Here is a 19,060-nt window from a genome sequence, read left to right as displayed (position 1 = left end):
GGGAGGCCGAGTGGAGGTTCTGCGCAGTGGGCAACCCGGCATGGATGCCGGGTTAGCCGCGCACGGCCAAGGATGGCCGATCGCGGCGGGCCCACGGAGCAGGACCGGAGCGAGGGCATGCCGAGCCACAGCGAGGCACCGAACGAAAGGGGCAAGAGCGCTTTGGTTACTTTCGCGCTTTTCGAAAGTGACTCGCCGTAAGGGCGAAACCAATATCAGCCATCACCAAAATAACGGATACACACAAAACCTAAGTAAACAGACCGCTGCCCGGCCGCACACGAACGGAGTATCGTAAAACGACCATGAACATTCTCTACGATGAACGCGTTGACGGAGCGCTGCCCGACGTCAACAAGTCAGCATTGTTGCAAGCCCTGCAAACCCGTTTGCCAGGCCTGGAAGTGCTGCATCAGCAAGAAGAACTCAAGCCATACGAATGCGACGGACTCTCGGCCTATCGCACCACGCCCCTGCTGGTGGTCCTGCCACGCCATCTCGACGAAGTACAAGGCGTGCTCCGGCTCTGCCATGAAATGCATGTGCCGGTGGTCGCCCGTGGTGCCGGCACCGGTTTGTCCGGTGGCGCGTTACCGCTGGAAAAAGGCGTGCTGCTGGTCATGGCGCGCTTCAACAACATCCTGCACATCGACCCCGCCGCCCGCACCGCACGGGTCCAGCCCGGCGTACGCAACCTCGCTATTTCCCAGGCAGCAGCCCCCTTCGGCCTGTACTACGCGCCCGACCCTTCCTCACAGATCGCCTGTTCCATCGGCGGCAATGTCGCCGAAAACGCTGGCGGCGTGCATTGCCTGAAGTACGGCCTGACCGTGCACAACCTGCTCAAGGTCGACATCCTGACCGTGGACGGCGAGCACCTGACATTGGGCTCCGATGCCCTCGATTCACCCGGCTTCGACCTGCTGGCACTGTTCACCGGTTCCGAAGGCATGCTCGGGGTGATCACCGAAGTCACCGTCAAACTGCTGCCCAAACCGCAGTCCGCCAAGGTACTGCTGGCGGCGTTCGATTCCGTCGAAAAAGCAGGGCGAGCGGTAGGTGACATCATTGCCGCCGGCATCATTCCGGGCGGTCTGGAAATGATGGATAACCTGGCGATCCGTGCCGCTGAAGACTTTATCCACGCCGGCTACCCCGTGGACGCCGAAGCCATCCTGCTGTGCGAACTCGATGGCGTCGAAGCCGATGTCCACGATGACTGCGACCGCGTGCGGCAAGTGCTGGAACAGGCCGGCGCCACCGAAGTGCGCCAGGCCAGGGATGAAGCCGAACGCGTGCGTTTCTGGGCCGGACGCAAGAATGCCTTTCCGGCTGTCGGTCGGCTCTCGCCGGATTATTACTGCATGGACGGGACGATCCCACGCCGTGAGTTGCCCGGCGTGCTGCGCGCCATTGCCGCGTTGTCCGCCGAGTATGGCTTGCGCGTCGCCAACGTTTTCCACGCCGGTGACGGCAATATGCACCCGTTGATTCTGTTCGACGCCAATCAACCGGGTGAGCTCGACCGCGCCGAAGCGCTGGGCGGCAAGATCCTCGAATTGTGCGTGAAGGTCGGCGGCAGCATCACCGGCGAACACGGCGTGGGCCGCGAGAAGATCAATCAGATGTGCGCGCAGTTCAACGCCGATGAGCTGACGCTGTTCCATGCCGTCAAAGCCGCGTTCGATCCCGGCGGTTTGCTCAACCCCGGCAAGAACATTCCGACGCTGCACCGCTGCGCCGAATTTGGCGCCATGCATGTGCACCTGGGTCAGCTACCCTTCCCTGATCTGGAGCGATTCTGATGCGCAGCGAACTCGATATCGATGACAGCGGCGTGCTGCTGGAGCAGGTCAATCAAGCGCTGGAAAACGCCACGCCGCTGCGCATTCAGGGCTCCAACAGCAAGGCGTTTCTGGGGCGCGTCGTTGCGGGCGAAGTACTCGACACGCGCAGCCACCGAGGCATCGTCAGCTACGACCCGACCGAGCTGGTGATCACCGCCCGCAGCGGCACACCCTTGTCCGAACTGGCGCACGTGCTGGATGAAGCACAGCAAATGCTGCCCTGCGAACCACCGTCCTTTGGCGACGATGCCACCGTCGGCGGGATGATCGCCAGTGGCCTGTCGGGACCGCGTCGTCCCTGGTCAGGCTCGGTGCGCGATTTCGTCCTCGGCACACGGGTCATCATCGGGCACGGCAAGCATTTGCGCTTTGGCGGCGAAGTGATGAAGAACGTCGCCGGTTACGACCTGTCGCGCCTGATGGCCGGCAGTTTCGGCTCCCTTGGGGTGATCACCGAAGTCTCGCTCAAGGTCCTGCCCAAACCACGGCAAACCCTGAGCATCAGCCTGGAAATGGACAGCGATCGTGCCTTGCTGCGTCTCGCGGAATGGGGCCAGCAGCCGTTGCCGATCAGTGCCGCGTGCCACGACGGGCAACGCCTGCACTTGCGGCTTGAGGGCGGCGAAGGCTCGGTGGCGGCGGCTCATGACCGTTTGGGCGGTGAGCAGCTGGACGCCTCGTATTGGGCGGATCTCAACGAGCACCGACTGAGTTTCTTCGACGAGGGCCAGCCACTGTGGCGCCTGTCCGTCCCGCACAACACGCCGCGGTTGTCCCTGCCCGGCCGGCAACTGCTCGACTGGGGCGGCGCCCAGCGCTGGCTCAAGTCTGACGCCGAAGCGGCGTTCATTCGCCAGGTCGTGGATGAGGTCGGCGGCCATGTAACCTGCTACAGCCATGGCCTGATCGACAGCCCGTTCCAGCCGTTGCCTGCCGCGTTGATGCGCTACCACCGCAGCCTCAAGCAACAACTCGACCCACGGGGCATTTTCAACCCGGCACGCTTGTACGCGGAGCTTTGAACCATGCAGACAACCCTGAGCGAAACCGCCCGGCAGCTGCCCCGCGCCGAAGAAGCCGAAAGCATTTTGCGCACCTGCGTGCACTGCGGTTTCTGCAATGCCACCTGCCCGACCTATCAATTGCTCGGCGATGAACTCGATGGGCCACGGGGCCGCATCTACCTGATCAAACAGGTGCTGGAAGGCAACGAGGTCACGCAGAAAACCCAACAGCATCTGGACCGCTGCCTGTCGTGCCGCAATTGCGAAACCACCTGTCCTTCCGGAGTCGATTATCACAACTTGCTCGACATCGGCCGGGCAGTGGTCGATGCGGCGGTGCCGCGCTCCATCGACCAACGCCTGTTGCGTGAGGGATTGCGCAGCGTCGTCCTTAATCCGGGGCTGTTCAAAGCGCTGATCAACAGCGGTCAGGTTTTTCGGGCACTGCTGCCCAACACCTTGCAGGCAAAGTTGCCTCGCCATGTTTATCTCCCCCGGCCACGCCCCACCACCCGCCATGCCCGTCAGGTGCTGATGCTCGAAGGCTGCGTACAGCCGAGCCTGTCGCCCAACACCAATGCGGCGGCGGCGCGGGTGCTGGATCGACTGGGTATCAGTGTCACCCCGTCCAGCGAAGCCGGGTGTTGCGGCGCGGTGGATTATCACCTCGACGCTCAGGCAGCCGGCCTAGACCGCGCTCGTCGCAATATCGATGCGTGGTGGCCGAGTATCGAGAACGGTGCGGAAGCCATCGTGCAAACCGCCAGTGGCTGTGGCGCCTTCATCAAGGACTATGGCCATTTACTCGAACGCGATCCGGCCTACGCCGAGAAGGCAAAAAGAGTCAGCGCGCTGGCCAGGGACCTGGTGGAAGTGTTGCGCGACGAACCGCTGGAAACACTCGGCATCCACGGCGATCAGCGTTTGGCCTTCCATTGCCCCTGCACTTTGCAGCACGCGCAAAAGCTCGGCGGCGCGGTGGAAGCGCTCCTTGCTCGCCTCGGTTTCAACCTCACACCTGTGCCCGACAGCCATTTGTGCTGCGGGTCGGCGGGCACTTATTCGATCACCCAACCCGAACTGTCCCGGCAACTGCGCGACAACAAACTGAATGCGCTGGAAAGTGGCCATCCTGAAGTTATCGTTACCGCCAATATCGGCTGTCAGTCGCATCTCGACGGCGCGGGCCGAACCCCGGTCCGGCACTGGATCGAACTGCTCGACGCGGCGCTGCCCTCATCGATCACCGGAGATTCCCCATGAAAAGCAAAGCCGTCCTGAGCCAAACCGAAGTCAGCCGGATCCTAGCGGCCGCACGCACCGAAGCACAAAATAACCAATGGGCCGTGACCATCGTGATCGTCGACGACGGCGGCCACCCCCTCGCCCTCGAACGCCTCGACGGCTGCGCGCCCATCAGCGCGTACATCGCCACCGAAAAGGCACGCACCTCGGCGTTGGGCCGGCGCGAATCCAAAGGTTATGAAGAAATGGTCAACGGCGGGCGCTTCGCGTTTTTGTCGGCCCCCTTGCTGACATCCCTGGAAGGCGGCGTGCCGATCATCGTCGACGGTCAGGTGGTGGGTGCGGTTGGCGTGTCCGGCGTAAAAGCCGAGCAGGATGCACAAGTGGCGAGCGCCGGGGCGCAATGCCTGAAGTGAACCGTGCTCGAGGAACGTAATCAGAAGAAACAAAAAAGAGACTTACGTCTCTTTTTTTATGCGCGGCTAGAATTGATAGTTGTCGCCGCTTTTTCGAACTGACAGAGCAACCGTCCACTTCAAAGGAAGCGCAAAGATGAATCGTCTTACTGCGAAAGACTTTGCCCCTGAGCTGCTCGAACTCTACGACTACTACGCCCACGGCATGATCAACCGGCGAGAGTTTCTCGACCGGGCGGCGTTATTCACCCTTGGCGGCCTGACCGCCAGTGCGCTCCTCGCCGCCCTGAGTCCCGACTATGCCTTGGCCGAACAAGTGGCGTTTACCGACCCGGACATCATCGCCGAGTACATCACCTACCCCTCGCCCAAGGGCCACGGGCAGGTTCGGGCCTATCGGGTGCGTCCGGCAAAAGCCACCGGCAAAGTGGCGGCCGTGGTCGTCGTGCATGAAAACCGCGGGCTCAACCCCTACATCGAAGATGTTGCCCGACGCGTGGCCAAGGCCGGGTTCATCGCCCTCGCCCCCGATGGCCTGACGTCGGTGGGCGGTTATCCCGGCAACGACGACAAAGGCCGGGAGCTCCAGGCGACCGTTGATCCTGAAAAGCTCATGAATGACTTTTTCGCCGCAATCGAGTGGCTGATGAAACACGATACGACCACCGGAAAAGTCGGCATTACCGGCTTCTGCTATGGCGGTGGCGTCGCCAACGCGGCTGCCGTGGCCTATCCCGAACTCGGGGCTGCCGTGTCCTTCTATGGCCGGCAACCAGACGCCAGGGATGTCCCCCGGATCAAGGCGCCGGTGATGCTTCACTTTGGCGAACTGGACACACGCATCAACGAAGGATGGCCCGCCTACGAGCAGGCATTAAAAGCAGCCGGCAAAACCTATGAAGCCTACATCTACCCCGGCGCCAACCACGGTTTCCATAACGATTCCACGCCTCGATTCGATGAGGCCGCAGCCAAACTTGCCTGGGAAAGAACGCTAAACTGGTTCCGGCGATACCTGTCTTAGCGCCGCAAGCAATAAGTGGTCTTGAATTTTTATTGCTGTTTCCAGGTTTTTAAAGAGTGCATCACACATGAATAACAATGATTTTCTGTCGCAACAGAAACCACCCTTCAGCATTGTCCTGGTCAACTACAAAACCATCGAAATAACCCGGATTTGCCTCGACCTGCTACATCAGCACCTGGGCGACAGCAACATTCCGGTCTGGGTGGTTGATAACGACTCGGCCGATGAAAGCACCGACTATCTGCGCACACTGGACTGGATCAACCTGATCGAGCGAAAAGCTCCCGAGCCGGAGCATGGTCATATCGCGCATGGCAAAGCACTCGACCTGGTGCTGGAACGGGTTGAGACCGACTTTCTGTTCCTGCTGCACACCGATACGTTTATTTTCGACAAAAATGTATTTTCAATGATGTTGAACAAGTGCATTAAAAACCCGAATGTCGTGGCCGTCGGGTGCACAGAACAACTTAACCGCGGCACCACCAGAACCCTTTGGCGCTTTAGCTCACGACTGGTAAAACATCACGTCAGACGCCTGAAACTGTCCTTGGGACTACGTTCCAGAGAGCCAAAGCCCTACAGGGAAGTTTATTTGAAAAGCTTCTGTACCTTATGGAACTGCAAGCTGATGAAGCAACACGGCATGCATTTCCTGATGGATGAGCGCGTACCCGGTTATACCCTCCAGGACCGCATGACCCAGTTGGGCTATGTTGTTGAACTGTTGTCCCCGCGCAAGATATTCAGCTACCTCGACCATATTCAAGCGGGCACCGTCGCGGCCGCTGGCGGTTATGCGACAACGCACAGACGAACGAAGATGTACAACGACATCCTTAAACGTTTGAAGGGCGACAACAACCAGGTATCGGCAGCGCGTCACAAGTAGCGCGCCCCTCTTGCCGGAAGCACTCGCAGGTTGTTATGAACAGACTATTGGAGCGGTAATGACACCGATCACTCAGACACTCCCCATCGTCACCACCCCGGAGCTGGATTTTGACCAGAACGCTGCCAGCACTTTCGGTCACTCGCTAGCCAGTACTTATGCTCAAGCCACCCCCTTTCCACACATCGTCATTGACGATTTTTTACCGCAGGATCTGATTGCGAGCATCTGCGCGCATTTTCCCGTCGAGCCAACCAACAACGAAATGCTCTATGAGCGCGGCTATAAGGGTCAGCACAAACGGCAAGTCAGCCCCAACGAATGCGATCCCTACTTGAAGACGGTTTTCAACGCTTTCAACTCGGCGCCCATGTTGCAGTTTCTTGAAAAACTCACAGGTATCGAAGGTTTGATTCCCGATCCTTACTTTACCGGCGGCGGACTGCACGAAACGAAAAAGGGCGGGTTTCTGGGGGTGCACTCGGACTTCCGGCTCAACAAAAAGTTGAATATCGAGCGCAGACTGAATGCCATTATTTACCTGAATCAGGATTGGCAAGAGGCGTACGGCGGCAACCTGGAGCTATGGGACGTCGGGATGAAGACGTGCCTCAAGAAAGTCCTGCCGATCTACAACCGCTGTGTCATTTTCAACACCGACAAGGACAGCAATCATGGACACCCGGAGCCTCTGACGACGCCGGAACACATTACACGTCGGTCCATCGCGCTTTACTACTACACCGCAGCAACCGTGGTGGCTGATCCTGCGCAAAGAAACAAAACCCACTACAAACCAAGGCCCAAGGATCGCTTGAGCCTCAAGTACTACCTCAACAAACTCATCAAGAAAAAAAACTGACGGCACCTGCGGTTATCCGACCACATCGATCAACTGCTCGCGTTGCGCCCCCGTCAGCATCGGGCCGAAACCGGCACCGGCATTGTCCGCCATGTAACGCGGATTGCCGGTGCCGGGGATGACGCAGGTCACTGCCGAATGCGCCAGCAAATACTTGAGCGCCAATTGTGCCCAACTGGTAACGCCGACTTGCGAGGCCCAACCGGGCAGCGGTTTGCCCTTCAAGCGGGCAAGCAAATCACCGCCGCCAAATGGCCGGTTGCAGATCACCGCCACGCCGCGTTCGCGACACAGCGGCAGGATGCGTTTCTCGACCCCGCGATCGTCCAGCGCATAGTTGATCTGCAAGAAATCCAGTGGCTCGGCTTTGAGCACCGCTTCCACTTCCTCATATGCCGACGCGGTGTAATGGGTGATGCCGATGTAGCGAATCCGCCCTTCTTCCTTCCACTTGCGCAATGTAGGCAAATGGGTTTTCCAGTCCAGCAGGTTATGGATCTGCATCAGGTCGATCCGGTCGGTCTGCAGCAGTTTGAAGGATTGCTCCATCTGCGCGATGCCTTCTTCGCGGCCACGGGTCCACACCTTGGTGGCCAAAAACGCGGGTGAACGCGGCTTGTGGATCGACAGCAGCTCGCCGATGGTCTGCTCGGCGCGGCCATACATGGGTGAGCTGTCGATCACCGTGCCGCCCTTTTCAAATAACGCGCTGAGAACGGCGGGCAGGTTTTTGTAGGCCGGATCGGCAGGTGCGACATCAAAGCCGCGATAGGTGCCCACGCCGACAAGGGGCAATGGCTCGTTGCTGGAAGGAATGGCGCGGGTCAGCATGTTCTTGCCTCCTGTTTCCTTCGACGGCGCGGTGGCTGCAAAGGCCGGATCGAAAGTGAGCACCGCCGAAGCACCGGCAGCCAGCGTGAGTATTCGTCGACGCGTGTATCCATCAGTGTGGCTCATGGTGGTGTCCTTCCACTCTTTTGCGCTTGTTGCGCGGCAAACGGCGCGATCACCAGCGCCACGAGTCCTCTGCTAGCCAAGAGAATAGCTGCCGGCGGCAATTCGTCCTTGCTTGAAATACATCGAGGTCTCAAGTGCTGGTGGGCGGCGGCAATTGCTTGGGGGTATATCCATTATTTTTGTGATGGCGGCTGGCGGTTTCGCCCTTACGGCGAGTCACTTGGAAAAGCCCCAAGTAACCAAGGGCTCTTGCCCCTTTCGTTCGGTGCCTCGCTATGGCTCGGCATACCCTCGCTCCGGTCCTGCTCCGTGGGCCCGCCGCCATCGGCCATCCATGGCCGGGGGCGGCTAACCCGGCATCCATGCCGGGTTGCCCACTGCGCAGAACCTGCGCTCGGCCTCTCGAGGGGGCGCTCAGATCAAAAGCTAAGGCGAGCTAACGCTCGGCCTGATGAGTGGTGAAAATCAAAAGCGTACGCAGATCCCCCTGTAGGAGCCGGCTTGCCGGCGAAAAGCGTCTAGGCGACGCGTTCATTCAGACACCCCGCGTTATCGTTGGAGTCCATCGCCAGCAAGCTGGCTCCTACAAGGGAAATGCATATGCATTTGGATAAATACGATCAACTGTAGGAGCCGGCTTGCCGGCGAAAAACGTCTAGGCGACGCGTTCATTCAGACACCCCGCGTTATCGTTGGCGTCCATCGCCAGCAAGCTGGCTCCTACAAGGGAAATGCATATGCATTTGGATAAATACGATCAACTGTAGGAGCCGGCTTGCCGGCGGAAAGTGTCTGGGCAACGTGTTCATTCAGACACCCCGCGTTATCGCTGACGTCCATCGCCAGCAAGCTGGCTCCTACAAGGGAAATGCATATTCATTTGGATAAATACGATCAACTGTAGGAGCCGGCTTGCTGGCGAAAAGCGATTGGACAACGCGTTCATTCAGACACCCCGCGTTATCGTTGGCGTCCATCGCCAGCAAGCTGGCTCCTACAGGGGGATCGGTGTACATATCCGGAATGAGTGAACGCATGCACCAAAGAGCCAGGTCGGCTTTCAGGCCGCCTCGGCGGCGGTGGCGGTAGTCGCCCCCTCGAGAGGCCGAGTGGAGGTTCTGCGCAGTGGGCAACCCGGCATGGATGCCGGGTTAGCCGCCCCCGGCCAGGGATGGCCGATGGCGGCGGGCCCACGGAGCAGGACCGGAGCGAGGGCATGGCGAGCATTAGCGAGCCACCGAACGAAAGGGGCAAAAGCGCTTTGGTTACTTTCGCGCTTTTCGAAAGTGACTCGCCGTAAGGGCGAAACCATACGCAGCCGTTACCACAGCAACGGATATGCCCCCCTCAAAAACCACACCCCCAAGGGCCCCACCGTGATTCAACTACACTCTGAAAGCGATCAAGCCGTCGCGGTCCTCAGCCCCAGAGCAGTCAATGCCACCCACTCACGCTAACCGAATGTCGCGCACCCTGATGTATCTCATCATCATCGTTACCGCGTTGTACCTGGCGCTCTGCATCGCGCTGTTCGTGTTCCAGCGTGCCCTCATCTACTTCCCGCAACCCGCCGCGCTCGGAGCGCCCGAATCGCTGCTCACGCTATCGGTGGCGGACGCACAGGTGCAGGTCACCGTCAAACCGCACGACGGGCCAAATGCACTGATCTATTTTGGTGGAAATGCCGAGGACGTTTCGCGCAACCTGCCCGTATTTTCCCAGGCATTCCCCGACCATGCCCTGTACTTGCTGCACTATCGGGGCTTCGGTGGCAGCACCGGCTCACCTTCCGAAGAGGCGATTTCCCGCGATGCCCTGACCTTGTTCGACAAAGTCTACGACACCCATCCCCACATCGCCGTGGTCGGCCGCAGCCTGGGATCGGGCGTCGCCGTGCGCCTCGCCAGCCAGCGCCCGGCCTCCCGACTGATCCTGATCACCCCCTACAACAGCCTTGAAGAGCTCGCCGTCCGCCAGTACCCGATATTCCCGGTGAAGTGGCTGCTGCAGGACAAGTTCGAATCGTGGAAATACGCCGAGCACATCTCGATACCGACGCTGTTGCTAGCGGCCGGGCAAGATGAAGTCATCCCGCCCTCCAGCACGGAAAAACTCTACGGGCATTTCGCCAAAGGTGTGGCGACCCTGAACGTTATTCCGGGCGTGGGGCACAATTCGATCTCCGACAGCCCGGAGTATCTGAAGCTGATGGAAGACGGGTTGTAGGTCACTCAGTCATTTGCGCGCCAACTTAAAGCGCACGCAATCTTCGTAGAAACTCTGGCGCAGTGCTGCGGGTTTGATCCGCGACGGGCTGTCGTAGGTTTGCTCGGTAATACCCATGGCCGTCATGCGCATCCACGGTTTGCTGAACTTGTAGGTCTGTAATTTCTGGCGAGCGGCGTACAGGGAAACGCCAGCCAGTTTGAGTTCCTGGGCTCTGGCTGCAGTGCCCGCGCCCCAGCTGCACATATACCGGTCATTGGCTTGAAGGTCTTTGGCCTGGGCGGAGACGGCGATGCCAGCCAAGCCTAACGAAATCAGCGTAATCCATACATTGCGCATTTAAAGCCAGCCCTAACCACCTGAAATTAAAGTGATTCTGTCTGTAACTTTCGGGCTTCGGGGCCAGCAAAATGCCTTATTTCAAAGCTTCTCAGTTTCCCGTGACCAGCTTGAGTCCGATAACACCACCCAGGATGACCAGGATGCACAGTATCCGCAGCAGTGTGGTGGCGTCGCCCAGCACCGCCATCCCCAGTATCGCGGTGCCCGCCGCGCCAATTCCGGTCCACACCGCGTAGGCGGTGCCGACGGGCAGGGTTCGCAGCGACAGTGAAAGCAGAAAGACACTGGACAAACCGGTCGCGGCTGCCAGCAGTCCCGGGGTCAATCGGGTAAATCCGTCTGAGCCCTTCATGAAAAACGCGAAGGCAATTTCGAGAATGCCGGCGATGCCAAGCAGTGACCAAGCCATGGTGTTAACTCCTTTGGTTAACCCGCCGAGCGTGACCACCCGGCGAGTTCTATTGATTCAAGGGGATGGTTCAGGCGTTGTTGGCAGCGGCGGGTTTCGCCCGGAACGTCACGCCGAACCGGTTGAAAGCATTCATCAGGCCGATCGCGTACGTCAGGTCTGCCAGTTCCTTATCGCCGAATTCGGCAGACGCAGCGGCATAGTCGGCATCGGGAACGCCGGTTTCCGCCACGCGAGTCACCGTTTCCGCCCAGCTCAGCGCAACGCGTTCGCGGGCACTGAAGACTGAACCGGCATCACGCCATACCGGCACCAACACCAGTTTTTCTACGCTGACGCCGAGCTTGAGCAGGTCCCGGGAATGCATGTCTATACAGAAGGCGCAGCCGTTGATTTGCGACACCCGCAGATAGACCAGGTCAATCAGCTCGTGGGAAAGACCGCTGTTCTGCAGGTAGACATAAACCCCGCCGAAAGCCTTGTAACCTTCAGGTGAAGCCTTGGCGTAGTCGAGACGATTACTCATGATGAGTCCTTGTGTTTGCTGGTTGAGGGACTTCATCGTGTCGTGTCTTGGCCTTGTTGATAAGGTCCATGATCGGCCTTGAGTCATGGGCCATGATTCGGCAATCATGGCCCAGTGATTAACCGGATTCATGGACCTTTGGCCTGGGTCATGAGCTTCATAGAATGATTCCCTCCACACAGTTCAAACCGGGTGAATCATGAAAATCCTCCACGTTACTTGCAGCCCTCGCGGCGAAGCGTCCGAAAGCTATCGGCTGTCGAAAAACATCATTGGCTTTTTGCTGAAGGCCCATCCAGCGGCAACCGTGATCGAGCGGGTGGTCGGTGGTGACGCGCTGTCCCCTATCGACGAGCCTTACGCGATTTCCCAACAGGCGTCCGCCGATGTCACAGAGACAGGCTCTATCGCCCGATCCGAAGCGCTGATCGAGGAACTGCACAGCGCCGATATGCTGGTGATTGGTACGCCGATGCATAACTTCACCGTGCCTTCGACACTCAAGCTCTGGATCGATCACATCGCTCGGGTCCGACGCACGTTCAATGTCGGTGCGCAAGGCAAAACCAGCCTGCTGCAGGACCGCCCGGTGTATGTTGCAGTGTCCTCTGGCGGCAGGTTTTCCGGGATGACCCCGCGGCAACCGGATTTTCTCACGCCGTACCTGACCGCCGTGCTGGGTATGATCGGGCTGCACGACGTGAATTTTTTCTCCGTAGAGGGAACCGCCATGGGCCCGCAGGCCGTCGCCGCCGCCAGGGACAAGGCGGGCCAGGCACTACAAGCGCATTTTTCTGCGCACGACACGGGCGAGGCCAATGACCCTTCAAATCAAAAACTTCTCACCCCTTGATCCGACCTCGCCGGAGCCGATCTACCGGCAAATCTACTGGCGGTTCCGCGGCGCGATCAGTGACGGACTGCTCGCCCCCGGGGACCGGATTCCTGCGGCCCGGGCACTGGCAAAAGAGCTTGGTCTGGCGCGGGGGACCATCGACACCGCGTATTCACTGCTGACGGCGGAGGGCTATCTGCTGTCGCGGGGTCAGGCGGGCACCGTGGTGGCGCCGGGGGTCAGCGGCAGGAAGCCTTCGGCGCGTACGGAACACCCGTTTAATGCGACCGCCAGCGCCTCGATCAGGCACAAGGCAGCGGTCCTGCCCTTTCAAATGGCCTTGCCCGCGCTGGATGCCTTTCCGCGAAAGATCTGGTCGCAGATCGGCGCACGCTGCGTGCGCGCCACGCGCATTCCCGACATGGCCAATCCGTCGGTGTTGGGGCTGGAATCGTTGCGCACGGCGATTGCCACTTACCTGCAAGTCTCACGGGGCATTACCTGCTCGCCCGCGCAAGTGTTCATCACCTCGGGATACCGCAACACACTGGCACTGATCGCTCACACGCTGCTCAAGCCCGGCGACCGTGTGCTCGTGGAAGACCCCGGCTACCTGCCGACCCGCCAGTTGCTGGCGCATCTTCAGATCAAGGTTGCCCCCGTGCCGGTGGATCAGGACGGCATGCAGGTCGCGCAAGGGGTGAGCAGCGCGATGGACGCACGAGCGGCGGTGGTCACACCGGCACATCAAAGTCCCCTGTGCGTGTCGCTGTCACTGCCGCGCCGACTGGAATTGCTTGAGTGGGCCAGCCGGCAGCAGGCCTGGATTATCGAGGACGATTACGACGGCGAATACCGCTACGTCAGCCGTCCCCTGCCCGCGCTGAAAAGCCTGGACCGTGATGGCCGGGTGCTCTACGCCGGCACGTTCAGCAAGGTGCTGTTTCCGGGGATCCGCCTTTCGTACCTGGTGGTGCCGCCAGCGCAGGTCGAACGCTTCGAACACGTCAGCGAGACCTTTCTCGGCGGTTGTCCGGAACTGACCCAAGCCATCGTCGCCACGTTTATGACCGAGGGGCATTTCGCGCGCCATATCCAGCGCATGCGCAAGCTCTACGGCGAACGCCGGGAAGCGACGGCGCGCGGATTGAAGAAAGTCCTGGGGGAACGCATCCGCATCGATCCGCAGCCGGGTGGCATGCATCTGATTCTGCGGCTGATGGAGGCACAGTCCGACCGATTGCTGGTCGAGCGCTTGTTGGCGGCCGGTCTCTACGCTGAAGCGTTGACCGATTGGCGTGTGCATGACGAGACCGATTCCGCGCTGTTGCTCGGGTTTGCCAACATTGATTCGCAAGAGACTGCCGAGCAGTTGGGAAAACGGATTCTGGCGTTGATGTAGGGGCCAGATTCCAGGGCCCTATCGCCGGCAAGCCGGCTCCTACAAAGGTTTTGCGTGCACCGCAAAACCCTTGTAGGAGCCAGCTTGCTGGCGAAGGCGGCCTTGAGAACAACACAAAAAACCAGTCATGGCCCAATCAAGCGGCTGACTCATGGACCTGTCCGCCTTACCCATCTCACCGCATCATCGGCCACCGACCACCACCCGGAATAATCCGATGCCCAGCTCTTCCCCACTCCACAGCATCGCTGTGTTCTGCGGCTCCAACTATGGCTTCAACCCCGACTACGTGGCAGGCGCCCAGGCCCTCGGCCGGGAAATCGCCCGACGCGGCATACGCCTGGTCTATGGCGGTACCGACAAGGGTTTAATGGGCGTGATGGCCGATGCCGTACTCGCCGAGGGCGGTGAAGTGCTCGGCATCATCACGCGCTTGCTGTTCGACCTTGGGCATCTTCATGACCGTCTGACCGAACACGAAGTGACGCCAGACATGCGCAGCCGCAAGACACGCATGAGCGAATCGGCGGATGCGTTCATCGCATTGCCCGGCGGGCTGGGGACGTTTGAGGAGTTGTTTGAAGCGGCAACCCTGACCCAATTGGGTGAACACCACAAAGGCGTCGCTTGCCTGAACATCGGCGGTTTTTTCGACCCGGTGCGCAGCCTGCTCGACCATGCGGTGAACGAAGGCTTCATGAAGACCGAACACAGCCAGATGCTGATGTTCAATACCGACCCGGCGGCACTGCTCGACGCGCTCGAACAGTGGCAAGCGCCCACCGTCACCAAATGGATCGGGTCGGCGGCTTGAAAGGCGTTTCAGTGCTTAGCGATGCACCCGGTTCCGCCCTGCGCGCTTGGCCTGGTAGAGCGCGTCATCGGCGCGGGTCAGGAGGCTGTCCATATTCTCGCCGGGTTGCGCGAACGCCACGCCAAAGGATGCCGTGATCGTATCGAGCACCTTGCCATCAACCCGCGCCTTGATCCGCAACGACTGGATTTTCACCCGCAGCTGCTCAGCAAAAACAGCGGCACTCGCCAGATCGGCGCAGTGTTGCAGAATCACGCAGAACTCTTCACCACCATAACGCGCCGCCGTGGCGTGGGGTGGCAGCGAACTGCGCAACACCTGCCCGACATGCTGCAGCACTCGGTCGCCCAACGGATGACCGTACTGATCATTGAATTGCTTGAAGTGATCGATATCCAGCATGACCAGCGCGACGCCCTGAGACTCATTGCTCAGCGCCTGCTCCAGCAAACGAGTAAACGCGGTGCGATTGAGCAGTTCGGTCAGGCCATCGAGCGTGGCCGCCAATTGTGCACGCTCAAGCTTGCTGCGCAGGCTCTTGATCTCGCTCTGGGCGGAGTGCAGTTGGGTGAGGAACTGTTCCTGCTGACTGTGCATCAGCTGGGTGCTTTGTTGCAGCTCACTCAAAATGCCCGGCAAACGCTCGTTGACGGGCGACTCGAGCATTTCCAGGCAACGTCCCAGACTGCTCTGGAAGTTGAGATTGCCCTCGACACTGCGCGAAACGTCGCGCTGCATGTCGTCCACCAGATTGATCGCCTGTTGCTGCCCGGCGCGAGCCTCTTCCAGCTCGTCGCGAATGATGTAGTCGCGGAAAAGCCGGGTGGCGGATTCCGGCGGGAAGCAATCGAAGTCTTTGACCACCCGGTCCAGGTGACGATTGAGTTCGGGGTCCAGACCTTTGCTGTAGGTGTACCACAGCGCGTAATGCACCGGATTGGGCGGGATGTTGTGACGAACCATCAGCGGAATGGCTTGTTTGAGCAGCGCCGCGGCCTCGCGGGAATCTTCCGGATACAGCGCAAGGGCAGTCGCACGCGTCTCTGATTGGCTCATGACATCACTGTGGTTGTTAATGATTGGCAAATGCAAAACGATGCGAGCATAACCATACGCATGACAAACGGCCATCCCCCTGTGTATTGCCGTGCCATTCGGGTTGATTCAGGTCAGTTTTATGGCCTGCATTTGCCACCGCGACGGCGTGAAAACACGGACCTGTAGGAGCCGGCTTGCTGGCGATAGGGCCTTCATGCCCTGCGGCGTGTCTGAGGACGCCATCGCCAGCAAGCCGGCTCCTACAATGGTTTTGTGGTGTGCAGATGCTTCGGTGTTGCGAACACGGACCTGTAGGAGCCGGCTTGCTGGCGATAGGGCCTTCATGCCCTGCGGTGTGCCTGAGGACGCCATCGCCAGCAAGCCAGCTCCTACAAAAGTTTTGTGGTGTGTTTAGCTGCCTGCATCGCCGTGTGCTTCTTCGAAGAAGTAGTCCTTCCAGCTGGCCGCCTTGTTCTTCAGTACGCCCAGTTCCTGCAGTTTCTCGGCGTAGACCGCCGTGCGCTGCGGCACCACCGTGAAGTTGATCTCTGGATCGTTGACGATTTTCTCAACCAGCGGCAGGGCCAGCTTCGATTGTTCGACGCGGATGTAGGTCTGGGCGGCGGCGGATTTGTCGGCCTTGATGATTTTTTCCGCTTCGGCCAATGCGTCGTAAAACGCCTTGTAGGTTTTCGGGTTTTCGTCGTGGAATTTTTCCGTGGTGTACAGCACATTGAACGTGGCCTGGCCGCCCAGCACGTCGTAGGAACTCAGCACCTTGTGCACATTGGGATTCTGCAATTCCTGATACTGGAACGGCGGGCTGGAGAAGTGCGCGTTGATCTCGGAACCTCCGGCGATCAATGCCGCCGTCGCATCCGGATGGGCCAGGCTGATCGAGATGTCGTCGAATTTCTTGTAGTGGTCATTGCCGAACTGCCTGGCCGTTTCGATCTGCAAGGTGCGCGACTGGAACCCTACTCCGGCCGCAGGCACGGCAATGCGATCCTTCTCGGTGAAGTCCTTCAGGCTCTTCACATTCGGATTGTTGGTCAGCAAATAGTTGGGCATCGAGCCCAGCGAGGCAATCGCCTTGACGTTCTGTTTGCCCTTGGTGCGATCCCAGATCGTCAGCATCGGTGGCACGCCCGCCGACACCACATCCAGCGCGCCGGCCAACAACGCTTCGTTCATCGCCGTGGCACCGGAAATGCTGTTCCAGTCGACCTTGATGTCGAGGCCCTGGGCCTTGCCGTGCTTCTCGATGAGTTGCTGGTCGCGGACCACATCCAGAATCAGGTAACCGATGCCGAATTGCTGGGCGATGCTGATCTTGCCTTCGGCCTGCGCGCCGGGACTGAGTAACGCACTCATCGCCGCCAGGGAGGCTGCCAGGAGGGTCAACGCTGAACGCTTGTAGGGAGTTGCCATGAAATGCTCGCTGTAAGTGGACGAATCAGAAATAAAGCGACGACGAGGACTATTCCTCCACCGCCAGTGTCTTGTTCAACTCCCCGATTTTCTCCAGCCGCGCCCGGACGATGTTGCGGCTGATGTTCAGCAGGCGTCCGGTCTGCAACTGGTTGCCGTGGCAGAACCGGTACGCCGCGCGGAAAATGGTTTCTTCGATATGTTCGTAAAGGTCCGGGATGTTCTGTTCGAACAGCGCGTTGAGGGCGGCTTCCAGGTCCACCGGGCCGGCGACGGCGTGGCTGGTTTGGCTGGCCTGTTCCTGGCGGATGCCGGAGGAACGCATGTCCACCAGGTGCAGATCCGCCGGGGCGACCCGCTGATTGCGGCACACCAGCAACGCGTGGTGAATGGAGTTTTCCAGCTCGCGGATGTTGCCTGGCCAGCTGTGCTCCAGCAGCTTGCGTTCGGCTTCGACGCTCAATGAGGCGCGGTTGTAGCCCAGGCGCTGGCAATGTTCTTCGAGGAAAAACTCGGCCAGCGGCAGGATGTCGCCCGGTCGTTCGCGCAAGGGTGGCAGGCGAATGGTCGCGACGTGCAGACGGTAAAACAGGTCCTCGCGAAAATGCCCGGCGACGACCGCATCCGCGAGGTTGACGTTGGTTGCAGCCACCAGCCTTACGTTGATCGGGATCGGCGTGCGCGAGCCCAGGCGCACCACTTCGCGCTCCTGCAAGACCCGCAGCAGTTTGACCTGCATGTTCAACGGCAGATCACCGATTTCATCAAGAAACAGCGTGCCGCCATTGGCCGCTTCGAACCACCCGGCCTTGTTGGTCGTGGCGCCGGTGAAGGCGCCTTTTTCGTGGCCGAACAGCTCACTTTCCACCAGGGTTTCGGCAAACGCACCGCAGTTCACCGCCACGAAGGGTTCGCGTCCGCGGCGGCTCAAATTGTGGATATGCCGGGCGACCAGTTCCTTGCCGGTGCCGGTCTCGCCAATGATCAATGTGTTGGCTTCACTGGGCGCCAGGCGCTCGATGCGGCTGAGCAATTCCTGGGAGCGCGGGTCCTTGAACACCAGGACGGTGGCTCGCACCGACTTGGTCAATTCGCGAGCGTTTGGATGAGTGATCAGCGACATGGTGCATTCCTGGCAGTAAAAGCGCGTGCTCAATAGTGCATGAAGTTGTTTAGACTAAAAAATTCTTAATTAGTATTTATATATTCCCAAAAACCATATGCAACACAACTGCTGCCAGCCTGCTGCTGGAGCAGCAATTGGCACGCACCGGCCTGCTTGCACATCAACACCCCACGCTCCCCGTCGCGCCCTCCCCTCGCCCTGAAACCCAGTCCCTGCGCGGCCTGCAGCGCGTTTTTCGCGCAGTGGCATGCAATCTGCTCTCTCCCATGTACAGCGCAAAACTTTGTAGGAGCTGGCTTGCTGGCGATGGCGCCCTCAGAAACGTCGCAAGGTTTGAAGGCCCCATCGCCGGCAAGCCGGCTCCTACAAGGATTGTGTTCACAACGCTGGAAAAGAGGTGCGCCGCAATCCCCCTGTAGGAGCCGGCTTGCTGGCGATGGCGTCGGCAAAAACGCCGCCAGGCTTGAAGGCCTCATCGCCGGCAAGCCGGCTCCTACAAGGATTGGGTTCACAACGCTGGAACGTGAGCACACCGCAAAACCCTGTAGGAGCTGGCTTGCCGGCGATGGCGTCCGCAGAAACGCCGCAAGGTTTGAAGGCCCCATCGCCGGCAAGCCGGCTCCTACAAGGATTGGGTTCACAACGCTGGAACGTGAGCACA

General features: G+C 59.7%; 18 protein-coding genes. 11 read left to right on the top strand and 7 right to left on the bottom strand.

Annotated features, from left to right (window positions below; all coding sequences use genetic code 11):
• Window positions 1–305 precede the first annotated feature (305 nt).
• The 7 genes from glcD (at window position 306) to KGA97_RS19420 (ending at window position 7,293) form a co-directional block, all read left to right on the top strand.
• Window positions 306–1,805: a glycolate oxidase subunit GlcD gene (gene glcD / locus KGA97_RS19450; protein WP_192417649.1), complete on the top strand. Its 1,500-nt coding sequence runs from the start codon at window positions 306–308 to the stop codon at window positions 1,803–1,805.
• Complete coding sequence (gene glcE, locus KGA97_RS19445; protein WP_223481308.1) at window positions 1,805–2,869, top strand: glycolate oxidase subunit GlcE; 1,065 nt, start codon at window positions 1,805–1,807, stop codon at window positions 2,867–2,869. The genes glcD and glcE overlap by 1 nt, the downstream gene beginning before the upstream one ends.
• Window positions 2,870–2,872: 3 nt before the next feature.
• Window positions 2,873–4,114, top strand: coding sequence for a glycolate oxidase subunit GlcF (gene glcF, locus KGA97_RS19440; RefSeq protein WP_223481307.1), 1,242 nt, complete (start codon window positions 2,873–2,875; stop codon window positions 4,112–4,114).
• A complete protein-coding gene (locus KGA97_RS19435) occupies window positions 4,111–4,512 on the top strand; it encodes a heme-binding protein (RefSeq protein ID WP_223481306.1) in 402 nt (133 codons plus the stop codon). Before glcF ends, KGA97_RS19435 begins: the two co-directional genes overlap by 4 nt.
• 136 nt (window positions 4,513–4,648) lie before the next feature.
• Window positions 4,649–5,536, top strand: coding sequence for a YghX family hydrolase (gene yghX / locus KGA97_RS19430; RefSeq protein WP_223481305.1), 888 nt, complete (start codon window positions 4,649–4,651; stop codon window positions 5,534–5,536).
• Window positions 5,537–5,603: 67 nt separating this feature from the next.
• Window positions 5,604–6,431: a glycosyltransferase gene (locus KGA97_RS19425; protein ID WP_008034047.1), complete on the top strand. Its 828-nt coding sequence runs from the start codon at window positions 5,604–5,606 to the stop codon at window positions 6,429–6,431.
• A gap of 58 nt (window positions 6,432–6,489) precedes the next feature.
• The gene (locus tag KGA97_RS19420) at window positions 6,490–7,293 is read left to right on the top strand and encodes a 2OG-Fe(II) oxygenase (RefSeq protein ID WP_008043901.1); all 804 of its coding nucleotides are present in this window, start codon (window positions 6,490–6,492) and stop codon (window positions 7,291–7,293) included.
• 12 nt (window positions 7,294–7,305) lie between these two features.
• On the opposite strand, the gene KGA97_RS19415 is transcribed toward KGA97_RS19420, so the two are convergent.
• Window positions 7,306–8,250 (bottom strand): aldo/keto reductase, encoded by a 945-nt coding sequence (locus KGA97_RS19415; protein WP_008043900.1) that lies wholly within the window; start codon window positions 8,248–8,250, stop codon window positions 7,306–7,308.
• A 1,437-nt stretch (window positions 8,251–9,687) separates the two neighbouring features.
• Here KGA97_RS19415 and KGA97_RS19410 point away from each other — a divergent pair.
• Window positions 9,688–10,476: an alpha/beta hydrolase gene (locus KGA97_RS19410; protein WP_223481304.1), complete on the top strand. Its 789-nt coding sequence runs from the start codon at window positions 9,688–9,690 to the stop codon at window positions 10,474–10,476.
• Between the two features lie 9 nt (window positions 10,477–10,485).
• Here the strand turns inward: KGA97_RS19410 and KGA97_RS19405 are convergent, their stop codons facing one another.
• The 3 genes from KGA97_RS19405 to KGA97_RS19395 all read right to left on the bottom strand — a co-directional run bounded on the left by KGA97_RS19405 (window position 10,486) and on the right by KGA97_RS19395 (window position 11,753).
• Window positions 10,486–10,815: a hypothetical protein gene (locus KGA97_RS19405; RefSeq protein WP_008041150.1), complete on the bottom strand. Its 330-nt coding sequence runs from the start codon at window positions 10,813–10,815 to the stop codon at window positions 10,486–10,488.
• A 91-nt stretch (window positions 10,816–10,906) separates the two neighbouring features.
• On the bottom strand, window positions 10,907–11,227 hold the full coding sequence (locus KGA97_RS19400; RefSeq protein ID WP_008041149.1) for a DMT family transporter: 321 nt from the start codon (window positions 11,225–11,227) through the stop codon (window positions 10,907–10,909).
• 70 nt (window positions 11,228–11,297) lie between these two features.
• The gene (locus KGA97_RS19395) at window positions 11,298–11,753 is read right to left on the bottom strand and encodes a carboxymuconolactone decarboxylase family protein (RefSeq protein ID WP_008041147.1); all 456 of its coding nucleotides are present in this window, start codon (window positions 11,751–11,753) and stop codon (window positions 11,298–11,300) included.
• 199 nt (window positions 11,754–11,952) lie between these two features.
• Here KGA97_RS19395 and KGA97_RS19390 point away from each other — a divergent pair, with 199 nt between their 5' ends.
• The 3 genes from KGA97_RS19390 to KGA97_RS19380 all read left to right on the top strand — a co-directional run bounded on the left by KGA97_RS19390 (window position 11,953) and on the right by KGA97_RS19380 (window position 14,804).
• Window positions 11,953–12,606, top strand: a complete 654-nt coding sequence (locus KGA97_RS19390) for an FMN-dependent NADH-azoreductase (protein ID WP_223452527.1) — start codon at window positions 11,953–11,955, stop codon at window positions 12,604–12,606.
• A complete protein-coding gene (locus KGA97_RS19385) occupies window positions 12,572–13,990 on the top strand; it encodes a PLP-dependent aminotransferase family protein (RefSeq protein WP_223452528.1) in 1,419 nt (472 codons plus the stop codon). Before KGA97_RS19390 ends, KGA97_RS19385 begins: the two co-directional genes overlap by 35 nt.
• A gap of 217 nt (window positions 13,991–14,207) precedes the next feature.
• Window positions 14,208–14,804 (top strand): TIGR00730 family Rossman fold protein, encoded by a 597-nt coding sequence (locus KGA97_RS19380; protein ID WP_008041144.1) that lies wholly within the window; start codon window positions 14,208–14,210, stop codon window positions 14,802–14,804.
• 15 nt (window positions 14,805–14,819) lie between these two features.
• Here the strand turns inward: KGA97_RS19380 and KGA97_RS19375 are convergent, their stop codons facing one another.
• The 3 genes from KGA97_RS19375 to KGA97_RS19365 all read right to left on the bottom strand — a co-directional run bounded on the left by KGA97_RS19375 (window position 14,820) and on the right by KGA97_RS19365 (window position 18,396).
• Window positions 14,820–15,860 carry a GGDEF domain-containing protein gene (locus tag KGA97_RS19375; protein ID WP_223481303.1) on the bottom strand — a complete coding sequence of 347 codons (1,041 nt, stop codon included), beginning with the start codon at window positions 15,858–15,860 and terminating at the stop codon, window positions 14,820–14,822.
• Between the two features lie 393 nt (window positions 15,861–16,253).
• Window positions 16,254–17,273: an ABC transporter substrate-binding protein gene (locus tag KGA97_RS19370; protein ID WP_207286617.1), complete on the bottom strand. Its 1,020-nt coding sequence runs from the start codon at window positions 17,271–17,273 to the stop codon at window positions 16,254–16,256.
• Window positions 17,274–17,322: 49 nt separating this feature from the next.
• Entirely contained in the window at window positions 17,323–18,396 is a 1,074-nt protein-coding gene (locus KGA97_RS19365; protein WP_008028129.1) for a sigma-54 interaction domain-containing protein, read from the bottom strand.
• Window positions 18,397–19,060 lie beyond the last annotated feature (664 nt).

Source organism: Pseudomonas sp. BF-B-15, assembly GCF_019946675.1.
Taxonomy (GTDB): Bacteria; Pseudomonadota; Gammaproteobacteria; order Pseudomonadales; family Pseudomonadaceae; genus Aquipseudomonas; species Aquipseudomonas migulae.
This window is presented reverse-complemented; position numbering and strand designations above follow the sequence as displayed.